General features: G+C 39.2%; 17 protein-coding genes. 1 reads left to right on the top strand and 16 read right to left on the bottom strand.

All coding sequences use genetic code 11. The features are described from left to right. Nucleotides 1–225 precede the first annotated feature (225 nt). The 8 genes from L0B17_RS08090 to L0B17_RS08055 all read right to left on the bottom strand — a co-directional run bounded on the left by L0B17_RS08090 (nucleotide 226) and on the right by L0B17_RS08055 (nucleotide 9,986). Nucleotides 226–1,242, bottom strand: coding sequence for an aspartate-semialdehyde dehydrogenase (locus L0B17_RS08090; RefSeq protein ID WP_235089168.1), 1,017 nt, complete (start codon nucleotides 1,240–1,242; stop codon nucleotides 226–228). Nucleotides 1,243–1,422: 180 nt separating this feature from the next. Further along, the gene (locus tag L0B17_RS08085) at nucleotides 1,423–2,565 is read right to left on the bottom strand and encodes a 4-phosphoerythronate dehydrogenase (RefSeq protein ID WP_235089160.1); all 1,143 of its coding nucleotides are present in this window, start codon (nucleotides 2,563–2,565) and stop codon (nucleotides 1,423–1,425) included. A gap of 69 nt (nucleotides 2,566–2,634) precedes the next feature. Then, a complete protein-coding gene (gene glnS, locus L0B17_RS08080) occupies nucleotides 2,635–4,305 on the bottom strand; it encodes a glutamine--tRNA ligase (protein WP_235089158.1) in 1,671 nt (556 codons plus the stop codon). Between the two features lie 155 nt (nucleotides 4,306–4,460). Next, on the bottom strand, nucleotides 4,461–6,788 hold the full coding sequence (gene feoB / locus L0B17_RS08075; protein WP_235089156.1) for a Fe(2+) transporter permease subunit FeoB: 2,328 nt from the start codon (nucleotides 6,786–6,788) through the stop codon (nucleotides 4,461–4,463). Further along, complete coding sequence (locus L0B17_RS08070; protein ID WP_235089153.1) at nucleotides 6,785–7,018, bottom strand: FeoA family protein; 234 nt, start codon at nucleotides 7,016–7,018, stop codon at nucleotides 6,785–6,787. Before L0B17_RS08070 ends, feoB begins: the two co-directional genes overlap by 4 nt. Before the next feature lie 176 nt (nucleotides 7,019–7,194). Then, nucleotides 7,195–7,761 (bottom strand): GNAT family N-acetyltransferase, encoded by a 567-nt coding sequence (locus tag L0B17_RS08065; RefSeq protein WP_235089151.1) that lies wholly within the window; start codon nucleotides 7,759–7,761, stop codon nucleotides 7,195–7,197. 34 nt (nucleotides 7,762–7,795) lie between these two features. Further along, complete coding sequence (locus L0B17_RS08060; RefSeq protein WP_235089149.1) at nucleotides 7,796–8,074, bottom strand: peptidylprolyl isomerase; 279 nt, start codon at nucleotides 8,072–8,074, stop codon at nucleotides 7,796–7,798. A gap of 76 nt (nucleotides 8,075–8,150) precedes the next feature. Then, nucleotides 8,151–9,986, bottom strand: a complete 1,836-nt coding sequence (locus L0B17_RS08055) for a DUF885 domain-containing protein (RefSeq protein ID WP_235089147.1) — start codon at nucleotides 9,984–9,986, stop codon at nucleotides 8,151–8,153. A 74-nt stretch (nucleotides 9,987–10,060) separates the two neighbouring features. On the opposite strand from L0B17_RS08055, the gene L0B17_RS08050 reads away from it, so the two are divergent. Continuing rightward, nucleotides 10,061–10,570: a GGDEF domain-containing protein gene (locus L0B17_RS08050; protein ID WP_235089146.1), complete on the top strand. Its 510-nt coding sequence runs from the start codon at nucleotides 10,061–10,063 to the stop codon at nucleotides 10,568–10,570. A gap of 66 nt (nucleotides 10,571–10,636) precedes the next feature. On the opposite strand, the gene L0B17_RS08045 is transcribed toward L0B17_RS08050, so the two are convergent. The 8 genes from L0B17_RS08045 to L0B17_RS08010 form a co-directional block, all read right to left on the bottom strand. Further along, a complete protein-coding gene (locus L0B17_RS08045) occupies nucleotides 10,637–11,884 on the bottom strand; it encodes a tetratricopeptide repeat protein (protein WP_235089137.1) in 1,248 nt (415 codons plus the stop codon). Then, nucleotides 11,884–12,504, bottom strand: coding sequence for an energy transducer TonB (locus L0B17_RS08040; RefSeq protein ID WP_235089135.1), 621 nt, complete (start codon nucleotides 12,502–12,504; stop codon nucleotides 11,884–11,886). The genes L0B17_RS08045 and L0B17_RS08040 overlap by 1 nt, the downstream gene beginning before the upstream one ends. A gap of 1 nt (nucleotide 12,505) precedes the next feature. Next, nucleotides 12,506–12,910, bottom strand: coding sequence for an ExbD/TolR family protein (locus L0B17_RS08035; protein WP_226414450.1), 405 nt, complete (start codon nucleotides 12,908–12,910; stop codon nucleotides 12,506–12,508). A 13-nt stretch (nucleotides 12,911–12,923) separates the two neighbouring features. Continuing rightward, nucleotides 12,924–13,451 carry a MotA/TolQ/ExbB proton channel family protein gene (locus L0B17_RS08030; RefSeq protein WP_235089134.1) on the bottom strand — a complete coding sequence of 176 codons (528 nt, stop codon included), beginning with the start codon at nucleotides 13,449–13,451 and terminating at the stop codon, nucleotides 12,924–12,926. After that, entirely contained in the window at nucleotides 13,451–14,806 is a 1,356-nt protein-coding gene (locus L0B17_RS08025; protein WP_235089132.1) for a MotA/TolQ/ExbB proton channel family protein, read from the bottom strand. Before L0B17_RS08025 ends, L0B17_RS08030 begins: the two co-directional genes overlap by 1 nt. Next, nucleotides 14,806–15,588, bottom strand: a complete 783-nt coding sequence (locus L0B17_RS08020; protein ID WP_235089130.1) for a DUF3450 domain-containing protein — start codon at nucleotides 15,586–15,588, stop codon at nucleotides 14,806–14,808. The genes L0B17_RS08025 and L0B17_RS08020 overlap by 1 nt, the downstream gene beginning before the upstream one ends. A gap of 383 nt (nucleotides 15,589–15,971) precedes the next feature. Beyond that, a complete protein-coding gene (locus L0B17_RS08015; protein WP_235089129.1) occupies nucleotides 15,972–17,696 on the bottom strand; it encodes a putative 2OG-Fe(II) oxygenase in 1,725 nt (574 codons plus the stop codon). Between the two features lie 61 nt (nucleotides 17,697–17,757). Then, nucleotides 17,758–20,451: a TonB-dependent receptor plug domain-containing protein gene (locus L0B17_RS08010; protein ID WP_235089127.1), complete on the bottom strand. Its 2,694-nt coding sequence runs from the start codon at nucleotides 20,449–20,451 to the stop codon at nucleotides 17,758–17,760. Nucleotides 20,452–20,889 lie beyond the last annotated feature (438 nt).

The raw sequence follows: 20,889 nt of genomic DNA, 5'->3' as shown, positions 1-20,889 counted from the left end.
ATTGGCTTTAGGTCATTTCTATCGTTAATTACTTGCTATAAAATTTCGTTAACTGTTATAAACATTATTGATGATTAATGAAATTTTGGCATTTTTACGACTATAAACTAAGTTTGTCAGCCCTGCTACTATAGAGGCAAGCCTAAAACTAAAAAAGCCCACAAAATGCGGGCTTTTTAGTCTAAATCACTCAATTACCTGAGATAAATTTAACTCATCGGATATTTAGTAGTAATCCCGAATTAAAATTTCAGCAATTTGAACACTGTTTAAGGCCGCACCCTTACGAATGTTATCGGCCGTTACCCATAAATTTATACCATGAGAATGAGAAATATCTTTTCTGATACGTCCTACAAAAACAGGATCTTGACCCGCCGCGTCGGTTACCGCTGTTGGGTATTCATCATCACTTTCAAATACCACCACCCCAGGTGCGCCACGAAGTACAGCTTTAACAGCTTCGGCATCAACGGGTTCGCGGGTTTCAAGGTGAATGGCTTCTGAATGACCATAAAATACGGGCACCCGAACTGCGGTTGGATTAACCACGATTTCGCTATCACCAAATATTTTCTGTGTTTCCCACACCATTTTCATTTCTTCTTTGGTGTAACCATTTTCCATAAATTTATCAATTTGTGGTAACACATTAAATGCTATCTGCTTCGGATAGACACTAGGCTCTGAAGGTAAACCTTGCAGTAGCTTAGTACATTGACCCGCTAGCTCATCAATGGCTTTTTTACCCGTGCCAGAAACCGATTGATAGGTAGCCACGTTAATACGCGTTATACCAAATGCATCATAAATCGGCTTTAATGCAACCAACATCTGAATAGTTGAACAGTTAGGATTAGCAATAATGTTACGGTTACGAAAATCGGCAATCGCTTCAGGATTCACTTCAGGTATCACTAATGGCACATCAATGTCATATCTGAAATGTGAGGTATTATCAATAACAACACAACCTGCTTCACCTGCGATTGGCGCCCACTTTTCAGAGACATCACCACCTGCAGAGAAAAATCCTATTTGAGCTTGAGACCAGTCAAATTTTTCTACATCAAGAATTTCAACTTGTTTACCATGAAAACTCACGGTTTCACCAGCACTGCGACTACTTGCTAAAGGAAATAACTTAGCAACCGGGAAATTTCGCTCTTCAAGGATCTCAATCATTGTTTGACCCACTGCGCCCGATGCACCTAAAACGACAACATTAAATTCCTGAGACATATGAACGCTCGACTCCTAATAATCTTATTGAACTGACAACCTAATCTGACTAACAATCTACCTAGTTTACTGCGCTTATGCTAGGCCTGATTAGTTAAAAACCGAACGCTTAGGTGATTTTTTCTCAACTAGCTAATCTTATGGTTAAACAGGTTAAGAATAGTTAGTAAAGAGGCTCTTTTATTGTGAAAAACCCAATGATGACAAGGTGTTTTTGCAATCTGTACTTGCACTATTTGCATCATTAACAGGGTATTTAACCGATAAGGCACTAAACTCTCGTCTGTGGGTATGTTGCTTACGCAGTAAATCAAACCCAGAGGCGCTGCCAAAGTGCTGTCGAAATAGCGCATCATCATCACGTAAATCAAATACTAAACGGCACATTTTAAGTAAGCTGGTTTCATCTAAGTCGGTGGCATTCAATAACTGACTAAACTCAAATTTTGGTAATAAGTAATTCAATGATTGATTAGCGGCTATGTTTAAGTACTGGCAAAGCTGTTGATATAGCATATGAGTCCCTCTAGCCTTACCCTCTAAACTATATCCAGCAATGTGGGGGGTCGCAAATTCAACTAAGGGAACCAGTTCGGCCATTGGGTTAGGCTCACCTTCCCATACATCCAGAATAACTTTCAAATCAGTTCGCGTTTGTTTAATTTTTATTAATGCTTGATTATCAATAACCTCACCACGACAGCAGTTGATTAGCCAAAGATTTGTTTTTAATGACTTTAGCCTTTTCTCATCGAATAAATACCAGGTTTTATGTGGACCCATTTTGGTTATAGGCACATGTAAAGACACAATATCTGCACGTTCAAGCAATTCATCAAGCGAAGTAAATTGACGACTATCGCCTTCAGCTTGCTTAATTGGATCACATAGCAAAACTTGTAGTCCGTATGCTTCAAAGCATTTCGCGGCTGCAGAGCCTGTATTTCCAGCCCCTACAATACCGACCACTTTACCTTTCAATGACGTTTGTAATCTTTTCGCTAACTCTAAAAGTGCAATAAAAACGAACTCGCCTACCGCAGTTGCATTACAGCCAGGGGCGCTTGAGAACATAATGCCACGCTGTTGCAAATACTCGATATCAATATGATCAGTGCCAATTGTGGCACTGCCGACAAATTTCAATTTATGGGCATGTTGCAACAAAGCTTGATTAACTTTAGTAACTGAGCGCACTAATAATACATCGGCGTCTTTGACTTGTTTAGCCGTTAGGGTTCGACCATTGACGAACTCTATTTGGCCAAGGTCGGCAAATAATGCCTCAACAAAAGGCATGTTCTCATCAGCAATTATTTTCATCAGCATTTCTACATAGTTAAAAAATAATAAAAAAGGCGCATATAGCGCCTTTATATAACATGATACGAGTTAAGCGAAAGAATCTCTTAACGGTACTGTTAAGTTAAATACTAAACGATCAGCACTTGAGTCTTTATTGTCAGCACAATAGTAACCTTCGCGCTCAAATTGGTATGCTTTTTCAGCTGGTGCACTCACCAAACTAGGCTCGACCAATCCATTTAATACCACCAATGAATTAGGATTAATCACTTCATCCACTGTATCAAATGTCGCTGGGTTTGCGTCAGTAAATAAACGCTCATATAGACGAAACTCAGCCGGTTTTGCAGAAGTGGCTTCAACCCAATGGATCACGCCTTTTACTTTACGACCATCAGCTGGGTTTTTGCCCAAGGTTTGATCATCAAAGCTACAATAAACGGTTGTCACATTGCCATCAGCGTCTTTATCACAGCGCTCTGCTTTAATCACATATGCATTGCGTAAACGTACTTCTTTACCTAACACTAAACGCTTAAAGTGCTTATTCGCTTCTTCTTTAAAGTCTTCAGCATCAATAAATAAGTCACGCCCAAAAAATAACTCGCGGGTGCCCATCGCTTCATTAGATGGATGCGCAGCAGCTTGAATACTTTCAGGCTCACTATGTGGATAGTTTTCAATAACCACTTTAATTGGGCGAAGTACTGCCATGGCACGTGGTGCATGTTCGTTTAACTCTTCACGAATACAGGCGTCTAACATGCCTACTTCAATTAAGTTATCTTGTTTAGTCACGCCGATACGCTGACAAAACTCACGAATAGAGCCTGGTGTATAACCTCTGCGACGCAAACCTGCAATAGTTGGCATACGCGGATCGTCCCAACCGTCGACAAGTTTGCGTGTGACTAAGTCGTTCAATTTGCGTTTAGACATTAAGGTATATTCAAGATTTAAACGCGAAAACTCATATTGACGAGTTCGGTTTGGCGCTTGGAAATCATTTAAATGATCTAATACCCAATCGTATAAACGACGGTTATCTTGAAACTCTAAAGTACATATAGAATGAGTGATATTTTCTAGTGCATCAGAAATACAATGCGTGAAGTCATACATTGGATATATGCACCATTTGTCCCTGGTTTGGTGATGATGAGCAAAACGAATACGGTAAATTACCGGATCGCGCATGCACATAAAGGGGGATGCCATATCAATTTTAGCACGCAGAGCGCACTCACCTTCTTGGTATTCGCCTAAACGCATTTTTTCAAATAACGCTAAGTTATCTTCAACTGAAGTATCACGGTAAGGGCTATTACGACCAGGTTCTTTTAAGGTGCCACGATATTCACGTGTTTGCTCACCATTTAAGAAGCAAACATAAGCTAAACCTTTGGTGATTAACTCAATCGCATATTGATGAAGTTGATCAAAATAGTTAGAAGAATAACAAATATCGCCAGACCAATTAAATCCTAACCAGCGCACATCTTCCTGAATAGATTTAACATAGTTAATATCTTCTTTTTCAGGATTAGTATCATCAAAACGTAAGTTACACTGGCCTTGATAATCTTTCGCAATACCAAAGTTTAAGCAAATAGACTTGGCATGACCAATATGTAAAAAGCCGTTCGGCTCTGGGGGAAAACGAGTGTGCACCTGATTGTGCTTACCACTTTTTAGGTCTTCGTCAATGATATTACGAATGAAGTTACTTGGACGTACTTCGGTGTCCACTTGACTCATGAAAATCCTCTCGGCACACATGGCGATATTGTCAAAAATAAGATGATCCTACAGAACTGTAGCAGTTACAACTATTGCACTACAAAAAGCGTAAAAAAAACCATAAACCCAGCTTTGAGCTGGGTTTATGGTTCAATATTCATCACTTAATTAGATTAACCAGTAATAATTTTTATCCCTGGAATAATCTGCTGTGCTTTGAGCCCTTTCTTCTTTAACCAAGCATAGAAGATCACCAGCGCAAAGATAAAGAAACTTATCCATGCTGTTGATTGTACAGGGTGTTCACTGAATGTTGCACCTTGATAAACAACCGTTGCTGAGCCGTATGCTAAAGCAAATGTCCACAGTGCGGCAAACCTTGCCCACTTAACGCCAAATTCATTAACCAATGCGCCCATAGCGGCAACGCATGGCGTGTAAAGTAGAATAAACAATAGGTATGAAAAAGCAGCTATTTGCCCACTAAAGCCAGATTGCAAGGCACTGAATGTTGATTTATCAACCGCTAACTCTGCCGCAGCAGTGTCAATATTGTCAACGCTACCCACATCAATCGACAATGGATCATCAGGCGCTATACCGAGTAAGTTTTCAGGTATTGTTAACCACGCTGCATGGAATGTTGCACCTAATGATGCTAATTCTTCATCACCAGCGTTAGGCGTACTATATAAACTATTTAAGGTACCAACTACCGCTTCTTTAGCAAATATTCCGGTAATAATACCTACAGTTGCAGGCCAATTATCTTGCTCTATCCCCATAGGAGAAAATAAAGGAGTCACTTGTTGACTGGCGACACTTAATAAAGACTCTTGGCTATCCTCGTGACCAAAACTACCATCAACACCAATAGCATTAATAAAGTTAAGCAGCGTCACTACAATTACAATCGTTTTACCCGCACCAAGAATAAAGCTTTTTGTCCGTTTAACCGTTCGAGACATTACCGCTTTAGCTCGCGGCATTTCATAGCTTGGCAACTCCATCACCACAGCGCTGCTACTACCAGGCAATACGGTATGGCGTAACAATAATCCTGTGCCAATAGCGGCAAAAATACCAATAATATAAAGCAAGAAAACTAAATTTTGCCCTGACTCAGGGAAGAAAGCCGCGGCAAATAATGCATAAACAGGTAACCGTGCGCCGCAAGACATAAAGGGAGCCATCATACCGGTTACTATCCGTTCACGCTCACTGCCTAAAGTACGTGTGGCCATAATCGCCGGAACAGAGCAGCCAAAACCGACTATCATTGGCACAAAAGCTTTTCCAGGCAAACCAATTCGACGCATTAAACCGTCAACAACGAAAGCCGCTCTTGCCATATAACCCGATGCTTCAAGCACAGATAACACTAAAAACAATGCGGCAATAACGGGAATAAAGGTTGCAACGGTTTGAACACCTTGACCAACGCCACCGGCTAGAATTGTTACCAACCAATCTGGAGAGCCTAGTGAACTTAACATGGCACCAAAATGATCAACAAAAATAGCGCCGGCCGTCATATCAAAAAAATCAATAAAAGAGCTGCCAACATTGATACTGAACATAAACATCAAATACATGACGAATAAGAACACCGGAATACCTAAAAATGGATGTAAAACAAAACGGTCTAACCTATCTGTCATACTAAGGTGCTGGCCAACATTAACAGAAGCATGAAAGATTGTTTCAACAAAATCATATCGGGTTGTTGCCACCATCACTTCTATATCTTCACCGCTTTGTTCTGCTATTTTAGAGCAAGCACTAACAATATCTTTCAGCTGGCTACTGTCACAGCTACCACAACCGTTACCATTACCATTACCATTACCATTACCTAGCATGGCTAACGCACGTCCACGGCTCAAGTACGGTAAGTTATGCAAGTCACTTTGTTGTTGTAAAGTAATGACACTTTGTTCAATTGAGGCGTGATAGTTAAGCTCAAGTGGTTTTTCTACTACGTCTTTATTAACAATCGATGATATACCAGACTTAACGCGTTCAACATCGTTCAGATCTCGGGAACACACTCCAATGACAGGACAGCCAAGTGCTACTGCCATTTGTTCGATATTTATATCAATTTTAAGTTTTTTAGCGGCATCTATTTTATTAAGCACAACAACCATAGGGATGCCAAGTTCGCGTAGTTGCACAGTTAAGTACAAATGACGTTCTATATTAGTGGCATCAACCAGATTTATAATGGCATCGATTTTTTCATCAGCTAAATATTGTTGAGCTATCTGCTCATCTAGCGAACAGTCACAGCTGTTACCTGCGGGTAATAAATCATAGATACCTGGAAGGTCAGTTAAAAAAACCTCTGTATCGACAAGACTAAACTGGCCAGTTTTCTTTTCAACCGTAACACCTGACCAATTACCCACTTGTTGATTTGAGCCAGTTAGCGCATTAAAAAGAGTCGATTTACCTGCGTTAGGGTTACCTACAGTGACGCAATGGAATTGTTTAATCATGATTTAACCACCTCAATAACTTCAGCTAAGTCTTTACGCATACAAATATGGCTACCGCGAAGATTAAGTTCAACACCGGTACCCATTGGCGCTCGACGCACTAAGCTAAAGTGAGTGTTAGGGGTAATTCCCATTGAGAGTAATTTACGCTTTACCGTTTGCGGAAGAGAAAGATGGCCAATTTGACAAATCATTGCCTTATCGCCAGGACTTAGCTCGCTAAGTTTCATTAAGGTACGCCTTTTACATCACTGATAACCAGACAATTCTAACGAAGATTAGACTGTTAAAACTTTATCTAGATCTAAGTTTTTAGTGTTAACGAGAATTGTTTTCAATTGTATTTAGTATTATGTGACAAACCTCTTACTAAAAAAAGGGTTTTCTCATGAATTTTGAAACATCTTTATGCTGTAGACAACACTAAACCAAATTGATAGTCATCAATCCATTTGCCAGCTAGATAGGTATGCTGTAAAAAAGTGCCCTCTAAAATAAAGCCCACCTTCTGCAATACGTTAATGGAAGGCAAATTGGCTTGAGCACAAACCGCAACATATTTATGAATATCAAATTGTAAGCGCCCCCAGTCTACTACAGCTCGCAGACTTTCAGATCCATAGCCCATCCCCTGCATACTTGCAGACAATAAGTAACCCACCTCTACGCGCTTTGAATAAAAGTCCTGACAATAGAAACCGGTTAAGCCGACAAACTCGCCATCAATCGTTTCAATCAATAACGTTAGCCATTCCCCGCTTTCAATACACCAAGGCAGTAAGCTTGCTTCAAACTTCGTGTGTAATACTAATTCAGTAGTCGGTTCACGAACAAATTGATTAACTTGGGGATCTTGATTGATAGCTAAAAAATTATTCCAATCTTTAGGCTGTAAGCTTCTTATAATTAATCTATCGCTATACAGTGCTATGTCCACATTATTCTCACCAACAATAACAACAAAAGGCGACATTTCGTCGCCTTTAACATCATGACTAATAGAAAGACTAACCTCGGCTAGTCACTTCTAATAAATGGTATCCAAACTGAGTTTTCACTGGACCTTGCACTTGGTTTAATGGCGCATTAAATACGACTTCATCAAACTCTTTTACCATCATGCCTGGGCCAAAAGAACCCAAGTCACCGCCTTGAGAACCTGAAGGGCATGAAGAGTAAGACTTCGCTATCTCAGCAAATTCTGCTCCATTTTCAATTTGTTGCTTTAATTCGTTACATTGCTCTTCTGTACTGACTAACAAATGTCTTGCGGTTGCTTGTACCATTCTGACTCCTACTTACTTTGAAATAAATGTGCCGCACACCTTAGCATAAAGAAGATGTGTGACACACGTATGAAAATTAATGTTTTGCTAATTCGGCATCAACCCAATCAGAAACTTTTCTTTCCATTACAGCCATAGGTAATGAACCTGTAGTGAGAATTTGATCATGGAAATCTTTAATATCAAATTTATCACCCAATTGCTTTTCAGCATCAGCGCGTAATTTTAGAATCGTTAACTGACCGACCTTATAGGATAACGCTTGACCTGGAATAGCCATATAACGCTCAACCTCAGCAACAATATCAGACTCAGCCATTGGGGAATTATCTTTCATGTATTGAATCGCTTGTTCGCGGCTCCACCCTTTGGCGTGAAGTCCTGTATCAACAACTAAGCGCATAGCGCGTAGCATTTCATCAGACAGTTTGCCAAAATACTGATACGGATCGGAGAACAACCCCATCTCAATGCCTAAGTACTCAGCATAAAGTGCCCAGCCCTCTTCAAAAGCTGTATAACCTTGGAAACGTTGAAATTCAGGAACTTCAGTTAATTCTTGTTTAATCGCTATTTGAAAATGGTGACCTGGTGCTGCTTCGTGTAAAGATAACGTGGTCATCCCCCATTTCGGCTGAGCTTTTAAATTAAATGTATTGATATAAAAAACGCCGGGACGAGAACCATCAACAGCTGGTGATTGGTATGATGCACCTGCAGCAGACTGCTCACGGAAACTTTCTACTGATTTCACTACATAATCAGCTTGAGGCATAACATTAAAATATTTAGGCAGTACTTGGTTAATAGTATCTTTTAATCCCATATAACCATCGATCAAGTCTTGCTTGTTAGTGAAGAAGTATTGCGGCTCTGATGATACAGAAGCAAAAAATGCTGTTAAGTCGCCTTCAAATTTGACTTGCTGCCTGACTTTATCCATTTCAGCTAAAATACGCTTCACTTCTGACAAACCAATCTGATGGATTTCATCAACAGGCATTTTGGTCGTTGTATGGCTATTCGCTAAGTGTTGATACCATACTTTCCCGTTCGGTAATCCCCACCAACCGTCAGAAGCTCTTGCATTCGGTAAATAGGTATCTTGAACATAATCACGAAGGGTTGCTAATGCGGGAATTAATTTAACGCTTAGAAACGTTTTATACTCTTGAGTAAGTAATGTTTTTTGTTCATTGGTAAATGATTCAGGCATCAATTTTATTGGTGAATAAAATAGGCTTTCTTCAGGAGTAGAGACTACCTGAGCTGATAGCTGAGGGATCATTCTATCAACCAATACTTTAGGTAGCACCACCTTACTATTAATACCTTCGTCCATTCTCACTTGAGCTAATTTGAGCCAATTAACGAATCCGTCTAAACGAGCAAGCCAATTTTGATAATCTTCAACCGTTTTAAAAGGTTGTGCGCTTTCACCTGTACCTAACTGAACCATAGTGAAAACCGTGTTATAAAATTGATTCATCGGTAAAAAATGTTCAGGATAAGTCTCACCCATCAGCTCCATGTCACGATCGTAAATAAACATGCTATAGCTGATTTTCAAATCCGCAGGCAAAGCATCAACATTAATATCTTTAGCCTGTGAGAAATACTTGGCATTAAGATCATGGCGAGCCTTTAAATACTGCTCAGACAATGATTTACCAAACTGATCATTAAATTCATTCACACCTACGAATGTGGCATAGATTGGCTCAAGCTTTAATTGCTCTTTGAAAAAACTATCAACCATAGTTAGATAAGCTTGTTCAGCAGTTACTTTTGTTGATTGCGAACTTGATTGAGCTGCAGCCGCTTCAGTCGAAGATGTCTGCGGTGTATTATCACTACAACCTTGGACCGCAAATAGTAACGATATGCTGGCTGCTAGGAAGGTTTTCTTCATTTTTATTAGTCCTGTTACACATGAATCAAAAATCATATCTATAATTAAATAAGAATATTCAATGGAGTTCCTCAATGATCTATTCTTTTCGCAATTCAAGCTTTCGAGATCCTGAAACGGGTGTCTACAATCAAACCTACTTTATGGAGGTGTTTAATCGTGAATGGCATCGCCATCAGCGTGAAAAACAAAGCTTAGCGTTATTGTATCTTTGCTCACACATACATGAAACAGTTAAACAGTCTCATTTACTGGAATTATTTACTAATCAGGTGCAAGAAGCACTTTTACGCGCAACCGATCTAATCGCAAGATTAGATACAAACCATTTCGCCCTTGGTTTATTTAATATCGATGAACAAGGCACTAAAGTTGTTTTACAAAGGATTGACGAGCAAATAACTCAATTTTTCACCAAGTATGGTAAAGATCATAATTTTAGTGTTGATTATAAACTAGCTGGGGGAGTATGCCTGCCAAGTGATAATAAAAATATTGAAGGTCTATTTGTTCAAGTGGAATCACTCTCAAATGAGTTAGCGCTAGACCATACTCGTCATCAAGCTCTAACCTACTTACAATAACTCATAAAATGCGCATAACAAAAAGCCCCTTACGGGGCTTTTTAAATGCTTAGAAATAGCTGTTAACTACAGGGCCACGTTATGTATACGGGCTTTTTCTTTGATATAAGAAATGTAGCTTTTAGCACTTCTAGCGGTCTTTTTATCATTCGATGCTTGAACAGCACGATTATAAGCTGACTTATACTGTTTTAAGGTTAGATGCACTAACGCTAACTCAAATTGCGCTTCGCCTGGGTTATCAATGCCCAAGTCAAGTGCTTTTTCAAGTGCAACAATAGCTTCTTTATAGTTTTGGTCAATAGACAATAAACGTCCTTGCTTCAAATATAATTCACCATCATTACCTGCAACCGCTGCTTTACCATAGTAACTTGCTGCAGTCTTAAACTCTTTAGCATTGTGATAGAATCCAGCCAGAATATTTAACGTTTTCTGATTTTCTGGAATCAACCCTGATTTCAAGTGTTTTTCATAAACTTTAGCGGCTTGATAAGGCGAGCCTTTTTGCGCTAAAAGTTGTGCCAAACGAGTGATGTTCCCATCAGTATCTAAGAAACCAGCTTTATAAGCTAAGTCATAAGTTGCTAAAGAACGATCGTAATCCTCAGTCATCAAATAAAACTGTGCTAACTGAACCCATAGACGCTTATCATCTTGGAATAAAGGCACCATAGTCTCTAAAACTTTAACTGCATCTTTATACTTTTTCTGATTAAAGTATGCCGTTAGTTTCATTTGATATAAGTTTTTATCCGGCTCATCGGCTAAAGATAAACCTTTATCAGCAACTTCAAGTACTTTATTCCATTCTTTTAACTCTGAGTGGGCAATACCAACACGGCGATACATTTGTGAATCAGCCTTACAGGTAAAGTCCATCCATTTGTAATAGTATGGAATAGCTTCCTTGAACTTTCTCTCTTGAAGTAACAAATCAGCATACAAACGCATTGTCGCAGCGTGATCTGTACCACCAAGAATGTCAGCTTGAACAGCAGTCTTTAAATATTTGATTGCCGTTTGCATCTGACCTTTCTCAGCGTAAAAGTTACCTAGCATACGATCGACATAAGCTTTGTCGAAATCATTTCTAGGGTTAGCTTCTAGTAAGATGGAAATTGCTTCATCTAAATTGCCTTCAGTGTATGCCTCAAAAGATTTTTGTACTTTTTTAGCTGCACTTTCGCCAACAGCACGAGACTGACGCTTGTCAATCTCACACTTTTCGGCGGCAATTGCGACACTGCTCAACATTGCACTTCCACAAACAGAAAGAAGTAGTGCTGTTGCAATAGTTGTAATCTTGCGCATTATCTACCTCCTTTCTCTAAAGTGAAATCAAGTTGCACAGCCATGCCCGTTTGCTTAAGCGCTTTGCCATCAACAATTTTAGGCTTATATTTCCACTTTTTAAGAGCACGAATTGCTTCGCGATCAAATAAGCGTTTTGGTTCAGCTTTGATAACTTCAACGTCATCTACACCACCTAGTTCATTGATTGTAAATGAAAGTTGTACCCAACCTTCTTTACCATCTCGAGCAGCAGCAATTGGATATTGAGGCTCGATACGAACAATAGGTGTAGCATCACCATCACGAGTCATCATATTACCAAGCTTAAAGCCTGTTGATGCTGATCCCGCTTCAACTCCACCCATATTAAACGACATATTAGTGTCAATATTGTTTGAAGCATCTGGCGGAGTAGTATCCGGCTTCGGTGGTTGCTCTGGTGGTGGTGGTGGCTTAGGAGTTACCCTTGGTTTCTTCTGTGCCTTCGAATCCTGCTTATCCATCGTAATTTCAATAACAGGGGTCTCAGTCGACTCATCGTTGCGCTGTGCACCGCCGCCGACTAAGAATGCCATGAAGGCAAACAGACCAAAAGTCACTGCGGCACCAATTATGATTGATACGAGTGCTCTTAGCATATTAGTCATTCCCCGCTGATACAGAAATTTTGTCGATACCCGCTGCTTTAACGTTATCAAGCACTTTAACTACTAAACCATGAGTAGTATCTTTATCTGCTTGAATTAGTACTGCAGCTTCCGGTGCTTCCGCTAACATACGTTCTACGTTAGCAGTTACACGCTCAATATCAACCTGACGATTTTCCATCATAATGACGCCAGATTTACTGATGCCAATAAAGATGTTTGCCGATGGTTTAGACGTAGCCTGTGACGCTTTAGGCTTGTTATAGTCTAAGCCAGATGGCTTAACAAATGATGTTGTTACAATGAAGAAGATCAACATGATAAATACGATGTCAAGCATCGGGGTCATATCAATTTGCGCTTCCTCGTCTATACTGGAATGCTTCTTACGTGCCATGTTCAATCTCTCTTTAGTGGTGAGGCATGCTGTCTTTTAGCATTTCTAATCTGATTCTCATTTTCGAGTCTAAACGAGTGCTGAAGAACACACCCGATAGCGCTGCTACCATTCCCGCCATTGTCGGCATTGTGGCCATTGAGATACCAGCTGCCATTAGACGAGCATTACTCGTCCCCTGAACTGCCATCACATCGAATACTGAAATCATACCAGTTACGGTACCTAGTAAACCAATCATCGGACAGATTGCAACTAGGGTTTTGATTAACAGCATACGTGCATTCAAATCTTGCTTAGCTTGGGACACCCAAGCTTCACGGATACGGTGAGCGTGCCAAGAGTGTGTTTCATCTCTTGATTCCCACGCAGATATAACAGCTTGATGTTGCTTTGGTGATATCCAATTTAGATACCAGTAACGCTCAAGCATTAATACCCACATTAGGAAAAGCACAGCTGCTACCAACCAGAGGACATCTCCCCCGGAGGCCATGAAGCCCCTGACGGAATCCCATATATCCATCAGGAATAGCATCATTAGTCAGCCCTCTTCTCAGCATGTTCTGCAATGATACCAGCGCTTTGTTCTTCAAGAACTTGAACAATAGACTTACTACGAGCAACAACAATTGCGTGTAATAACATTAATGGTAACGCTGCAATCAGACCTTGTACTGTTGTTACAAGAGCCATAGAAATACCACCAGCCATTAACTTAGGATCACCTGTACCGAATAACTGGATTGATTGGAATGTTGCAATCATACCGGTTACTGTACCTAGAAGACCCATCATTGGAGCGATAGCGGCTAGTACTTTAATGATCGAAATACGTGCTTCTAAAGCAGGAGTTTCTTTCAAAATAGCTTCGTCAAGTTTCAACTCTAATGTTTCAACATCAACATCTTTGTTGTCTTGATATACTTTTAAAATACGGCCAAGTGGGTTCTTACCTGGATTATCAATATTCTTACGTTGGCTTTTAACTTTACCAGAAGTAATTGTTAACGTGACTAAACGCTCTAATGCGATTAAACCACCTAAAGCAAGCAACACTAGAATAATATAACCAATTGGACCACCAGCTTCTAAGCGATCTTGAATGCTAGCTTTGTTGGTGAAAATATTCAGTAATACACCGCGAGCTGGGTCAATATAGAACTCAGATACACCAGTAGTGGTATTTTCCCATGAACCGACTGCAGATACTTGGTAGCCTTCAGGCTGTTGTGAAAGCTCTTGAATTAGGCTTAACTCTGGCTTGTAAACAACATATTGACCATCAGCAGTCAAGTTGAATGCGCCCACACGGTAGATAGAAGTGCTAACAACGTTACCGTCGATTGCTGTCACATTACCAGTGAATTTAACAACTTTACCAGACTCAACCATTTCGAATAATTGCGCTTCCCAGAATTGTTCTAGTTCTTCAATTTTCGGTAATGATTTACGCGACCCTAACTCTGCGATGAACGCATCACGACCAGGATATTGAGCAGAAATATTAGACGCTGCTAGCTTACCAGCGAAATCGCCAGCTTCACCTTTAACAACACCAAACATTTCACCTAAGTCACCTTGAGCTGTTTTTAAATCTTCTTCTAACTGAGCAATTTTACGCTCGTTATCTAAAAACGCTTGGTTAAGATCCTTACCGCGTTGCTTCTCTGAAGCTAAAGCATCTTTCTCACGTTTTAATAGCGACGCTTTGTCACCACGTTCGTTTTGAAATTCTCTTTCACGTTTCGAGTTATTTTTGCCTTCATTGGCACGTTCAACTTTAACTTTTTGCAATAATTGGTCGATAGTTTTAGGTGCATCAGCAGCAGAAACCATGCCAGCAGTTAAAGACAAACTTGCAGCTAATACAGCTGTAGTAATTAACTTCTTCATTATTGAGCAGTCTCCGCAGCAGGAATTGGTAATGCGAATAGATCTAGAGCACCTTGCTTACGAGCAATGCGAATACCCTTGGTGATGTCACGTAAATAACTGTCATCTAACTTGTTCCAAGTTTTAGCTTCAGCATCGTACATCCACGCAATTTTTTGATCTAAACTTTGAGCGTAAAGTGCTACGCGTCCTAGATTAAAGAAATCAACAAGTACTTCTTTACCATCTAAGCTTAACTTACCAGTATTAACTGATACAAAGTTACCGTATTCACGCTCAATGCTATACGCATCAAGGATCAAACGATACTTTTCAGCCAAAGTGACTTCTGCTGTATCTAGGATATTTTTTAGATTTTCAACACGTTCAGTACGCACTTCAGTATTAAAAGGAAGATCTAATTGAACAAACTGTTCTAACGCATCAACCATTTTAAACATTAATGGCACAACGCCTTGACGTAATTTATCAACGCCATTGATGTCTGTTTGTATTGAATCAAGTGTTTTTTGTTGATCAGCCACTAAACCAGCTACGTAGTCATTATAAGACTTTAGCGATTCGCGTTCATCTGCAACATTGCCGTACTCAAACAACATGTCTTGAGCTTGGTCAAAATATTTGTCAACTTTTTGTTGTGACGCTGCAGTGTCAGCATGAATTCTGCTGTCCGCCTTTTGCACATCGGCAAGAGGATTTGCAACTACCAAGTTGCTACTGGCTAAAGCCAGTGCGCCGACAAGTGCAGTAGCGATTTTTGTTCTATTGCTTACCTTGGACATAGTTCCCAACCAATTTGAAGTGAATTAAAAAAGTGTAGACATTATTATTGTAAATGACTTATAACAATGTTAATAAATCGTTAATAACGCTAAGTCTATCTTTCTCTTGTGATTGTTAGTTTTTCTTCCCTTTTCTACACCTAATTAGGCATAGACCTGGTAGCATCATTTCACAAAATGTTGACCTGTGTCAACATTTGAAAACATCAAAAACAAGTGGAAAGAGGAGTTCAGCTTTATAATTATAATTAAAGGTTAATTAGTAAACATTTAATCGAGATAAAGCGAATTAATACTAATAGCTCTATTCACACGACTGCACTTATTCCTGCTTCCAAAGGAGTAAAACTGACAATAAGTTTCAGCCCTAAACGTAAAAACACCTAAAAGACTTTATAATCAAAAGCTAATGTTAGCCTTTTTTCGGTACCTACCAGTGAATTAGTGCCATGCGATAAATGTGAAGGAAAAATGACTAATCTATTTTCTATAGGTTCTATATAATAGTCGTCTTCATCGATAAATGTTTGACTAATATTAGCTCCACCGCACTTAAACCAACCATTCCCCTGCTCTTTGCAGCCTTTAGGTATCAATACATAAAAGCATGCCGAGTAAGTACCTTCGGAATGAGTATGGTTAACATGCTTTCCATTTTCACCCATTAAAATAGACCATGCCCCATTAATCACACCGGTATGAATAACTCCTCGTTTCTTACAATTTATTTGTAGTTGTTCAATAAACTGCGCCTTAACTTTGTTTAGAATGGGGATATCTCGATGGAATAAGTTACCTTCAGTTTGGCTTCCATCACGAATCGACTGCATAATGAAATCTTTTTTTAATTTATGCAGTGATAATAAAAACATTTTTAACTCATTCAACAATTCAGGTGTTAAGAGATTGTCTATTATCCAAATATCTGTCGTAAGATCGATAGAGCTAACTAAAGATAAACATTTACGGCATGTATACTCCAAAGACTGCCATCGACTAACTTCAGGTTCTAGTTTAATACCTTCAAGAACGTTTTCATAAGCTTGATAATATTCTTTAGCACAGAGTAGAGTTACGGCCTTCTCGTAGAGAGCTGAAGCATATAAAGCGTTATTAATATCAATATGTTCGAGTTGCGCTAGAGACTTAGCAAAACAGTGTTTTTCTCTATACACCATAGCTTTTAAAACAGAAAATGTATCATCTTCTTTCACTTCTATTGCATTTACTTCAATTAACTGCTCAGCGACATCGAAGTATTTTAACTTCATCAGTTTCAAAAAATAGTCGATTAATAAAGGTTTATTCACTTGCGACTGGCAAGCTAACTCATAAAACTCAAATGGATGATGTGCCTTACTAGACATTAAGCATTCAAATAATAAAGTTTGTACTTCTATGTCATACGGAGCTTCTGTGTTGATTTCCTTTAGTATTTCTATGCTTTCTAATACATCCCCTTTCTGTAGCATTAACCTAACCATCAACACTTTAACATCTAATCGTGATGGATAAGTGTCCATAAGTGCTAACAAATCCTTTTCAGCTTCGATTAAACTAAATTGCTTAAGCTTAATTGTGACTGCAAGCAATCTAAAAGTTAACTGATACGGTGCATCAAACTTAGCCTGCATACAAAGCACTAAAGCCCTGTTTAGATCCTCTACTCTCATTAATGATTGAATGTAACCTAGATATGCACCAAAGTGCTGAGGCTTAATTTGTAGGGCTTTCTTATAGGAATTTAACCCCTTTTTATAATCTCCTTTTTCAGTCGCTACTATCCCTAAGTTTAAAAAAGCATCAAAATACACAGGGTCTAACTCGATAGCTTTCTCTAAAAGCTGACATGCTTTCTGAAACTGTTTCATCTCAGATAAAAGCATGGCATATGAAACATAAATTCCAGGGTGTTTTGAAGAAACTAGAATAGATTCAAAGCATTTCTTACTACTTTCAAAAGCTCCTATACGACGATAAGAAACAGCTAGTAAGTTTGCAACTTGAATATTTCGTAAAAGCTGAGGGTTTGCTTCAACAAGCTTAATAATCTCATTAAAAAGACCATTACGATAACAATGAGATAGCTCAGATAGTATCTTATCCATCTAAATATTCTCCCACATAAAAAAAGCCAGCAAATGCTGGCTTTTTATTAGACATTACAATCTAGAATTTAACATTTACTTTAGCATACCAATACTGACCAGCAGTATCATATGAAGATGGAATTGTATTCATATCTTGGTTGTTAGTAAGGTATGGAGCTTCTTGATCAAATAAGTTCTTGATACCTACAGTTAGAGAAGTATTCTCTAATACGAAGTATGTACCTTGAACGTCATGATAGAAAACTGCATCAGCTATGTTATCTAAGTTGTCATCGCTTGCGAAATAATCTTCGCCTTCAGACTGGTAACGTGACTGCCATGTAACAGTCCAGTCATCCATAGCATAACTTAACGTTAAGTTAGTTTTTAACTGAGAGAATACTGCAAGTGTAGTTTCCCATTGGTCAGCAGCAACTTTACCAGCAGCTTCAACAACCTCACCACCAGCGAATGGAGAGTAGTTATACTTATCTAAGTAAGTACCATTTAACACTGCAGATAAGTTACCAGCACCTAGGTCAGTTTTGTATGACAAGTCAAAGTCGAAACCACTGGTTTCAAATGTTGACAAGTTCTCATTCGCTAATGAGATACCCGCTACAGCACCTAAAGTAGTACGGTAAGGTGAGCTTGGGTGTGGTGAGTCACCAGTTGCGCTTGGACCTTTAACTAGAGCACATAACGGGTCAGAGAAGTTAGCACTTGCCCAACACGCACTAACCACGTTGTCAGTACCAGCTGTACCGATACCATTAGTAATTTCGATGTCAAAATAATCAACACTGAAACTAATACCGATATCATGGCTATATACAAAACCTGCCGTTAAGCTATCAGACTCTTCAGGTTTAAGATTTGGGTTACCACCAACTAAAGTAGCAGACTGGTTAGATGATAACTGGAAGTTTCCAGGTAAACCTTCTGCAGCACAGTTAGCTTTAACAATTGCGCTTTGTGAACCAGTAGCATAATTAGTACATGGCTCGCTATATGCTAAGTTAGTTTGATTTTGTGGTGCAAACAACTCACCAATACCAGGTGCTCTAAAGCCTGTAGCTTGAGTTGCACGAAGTAATAAACCATCAACTGGAACCCACTCAAAACCAAATTTCGAGTTAGTTGCAGAGTCATTTAAGAAATCAAAATCAGAATAACGAACGGCTGCAGTAACACGTAAAGATTCCGCAAAAGGAAGACCTTCTAAAATAGGTAAATCTACTTCTGCATATAATTCGTCTACAGAAAACTCACCTTCAGTAGGTTCGCCGCCAACGCCATAAATTTGACCAATTGAAGCTGCACCATCTGGTACACTTTGGTATTCTTCCCAGCGCTTTTCAAAACCAGCAGCAAACATTACTTCACCACCTGGTAGTTCAAAGCCTAAACCACCAGAAATATTACCTAGTAATTGACGAGTTTCACCACGAACAATTGGAGAGTTTGGTACAAACGCATAATTAAGCATTGCAGGCGTTAATGTATTAGCTTCTGTAATGTTCCAAACTTCTGGACAATCACTATCGGCAGCACACAAATCTGGGTCAAGTAAAGTCTCGATACGAGTTGGGTTTACACGACCTTCATCTAAACGAGCATCAACAAAACGCGCAAAGTTATACGATATGTCCCAGTCATACGAATCGAAAACTGTACCATCAAAACCAAACACCATACGGTAATCAGAGAAATCCTGAGTAAACGCACGTCCACCAGACTCGGTTAAACGACGCGCAACATAAATATCTTCCCCAACAGGGTTATACGGGTTGCTAGCTGGCATTTTAGGAGCCCAGAAAGTACCTTCTGCAGCCATTAACTGATCTGATTTACGGTTAGTAAAACCACCTTCTAAGAAGCTACTAACATTATCACTTAGCTCATAACGACCTGCGCCGTTGATGCTAAATACTTCTTGAGGAGTAACCATGTAACTAGTAGTTGCATAGTTATAACCATCAACAGCTTGATCAAACGGACGTACTAAGCCAGTAACAGGATCTTTAACTCGTCCACCAAAGTTACCATAAGGGATAGTACCTGAACCGCCACAAACTTTCTCTCCGCCGCGTTCAAAAATAGGACATTCAGAAAAATCACGGTCTCCTTGGAAAATCGTTTGACGATCAGTATATTGTAATGAAAGTACAACGTTACCTTTATCGCTAGATGTACCAGTAGTCATTGAAACTAAACTTTTCTCACCATCGCCTTCTGAAGTTTCGTCATACTGAACTTGAAATTCAACACCTTCAAAGTCTTTTTTAGTAATAAAGTTAATAACACCTGCAATTGCATCTGAACCGTAAACAGTCGATGCACCATCACGTAATACTTCAACACGTTCAACATAAGCTGTTGGGATTGAGTTCAAATCGCCAGAAGCAAAACGACGACCATTGATTAATACCAAGGTACGACCAGAACCTAAACCACGAAGAGAAGCAGTTGCGAAACCACGGCTACCATTGTTATTTGAAGCACCTTCAGCGCCACCATTGATTGCAGGTATTGTTTGAATAAAGTCTTCCATTGTTGATACACCGGTAGCGGCGATATCGGCAGAAGAGAATACTGTAATTGGACTTGCAGTTTCCAAATCAGTTCTTTTGATGCGCGAACCAGTTACTTCGATTCGTTCAACTGCTGCGCCTTCTTCAGCAGCAAAAACTGCTGGTGCGCTAAATGCAGCTGCTGCTGCACCGCTGATCAGAGCCAAGCGCACTGATTTAGCTAATACGTTCTTATGCATTGTCTATCTCCCTGGATATATTTGTCTTTCTTATAATTCCAATCTTCATAATTTGAAGTATTGGTGTTGAGATACTATAACACCTTTCGCTATAAAATCACATTTGCAACGCAATAAAATCACATTTGAAACAAGTAATCAACAATTGATGCATCGTAAGAACAAAAGTTAATCAAGTTGATATATCATATCCGTTCATTTTTATGAACAAATGGATATCATCTAAAATTAAAACAAAAAAAATCAGATAGATAGCAAACTGCACAGATGAATGGTTAATTTTTTATTTTTAACGCTATAACAGCAGGTGTATATAAAAAAATTCCACAGTAACTGCTAGAGATCTGATGTAGAAGTCTGATTCTGCAGAGCATATAATTTTATATAGAGCATAAAAAACGAGTAAACTTCATGGTAACTAGGGTTTTAGAACGCTAT

This window comes from Shewanella sp. OMA3-2 (genome assembly GCF_021513195.1).
In the GTDB taxonomy this organism is placed as follows: Bacteria; Pseudomonadota; Gammaproteobacteria; order Enterobacterales; family Shewanellaceae; genus Shewanella.
This window is presented reverse-complemented; position numbering and strand designations above follow the sequence as displayed.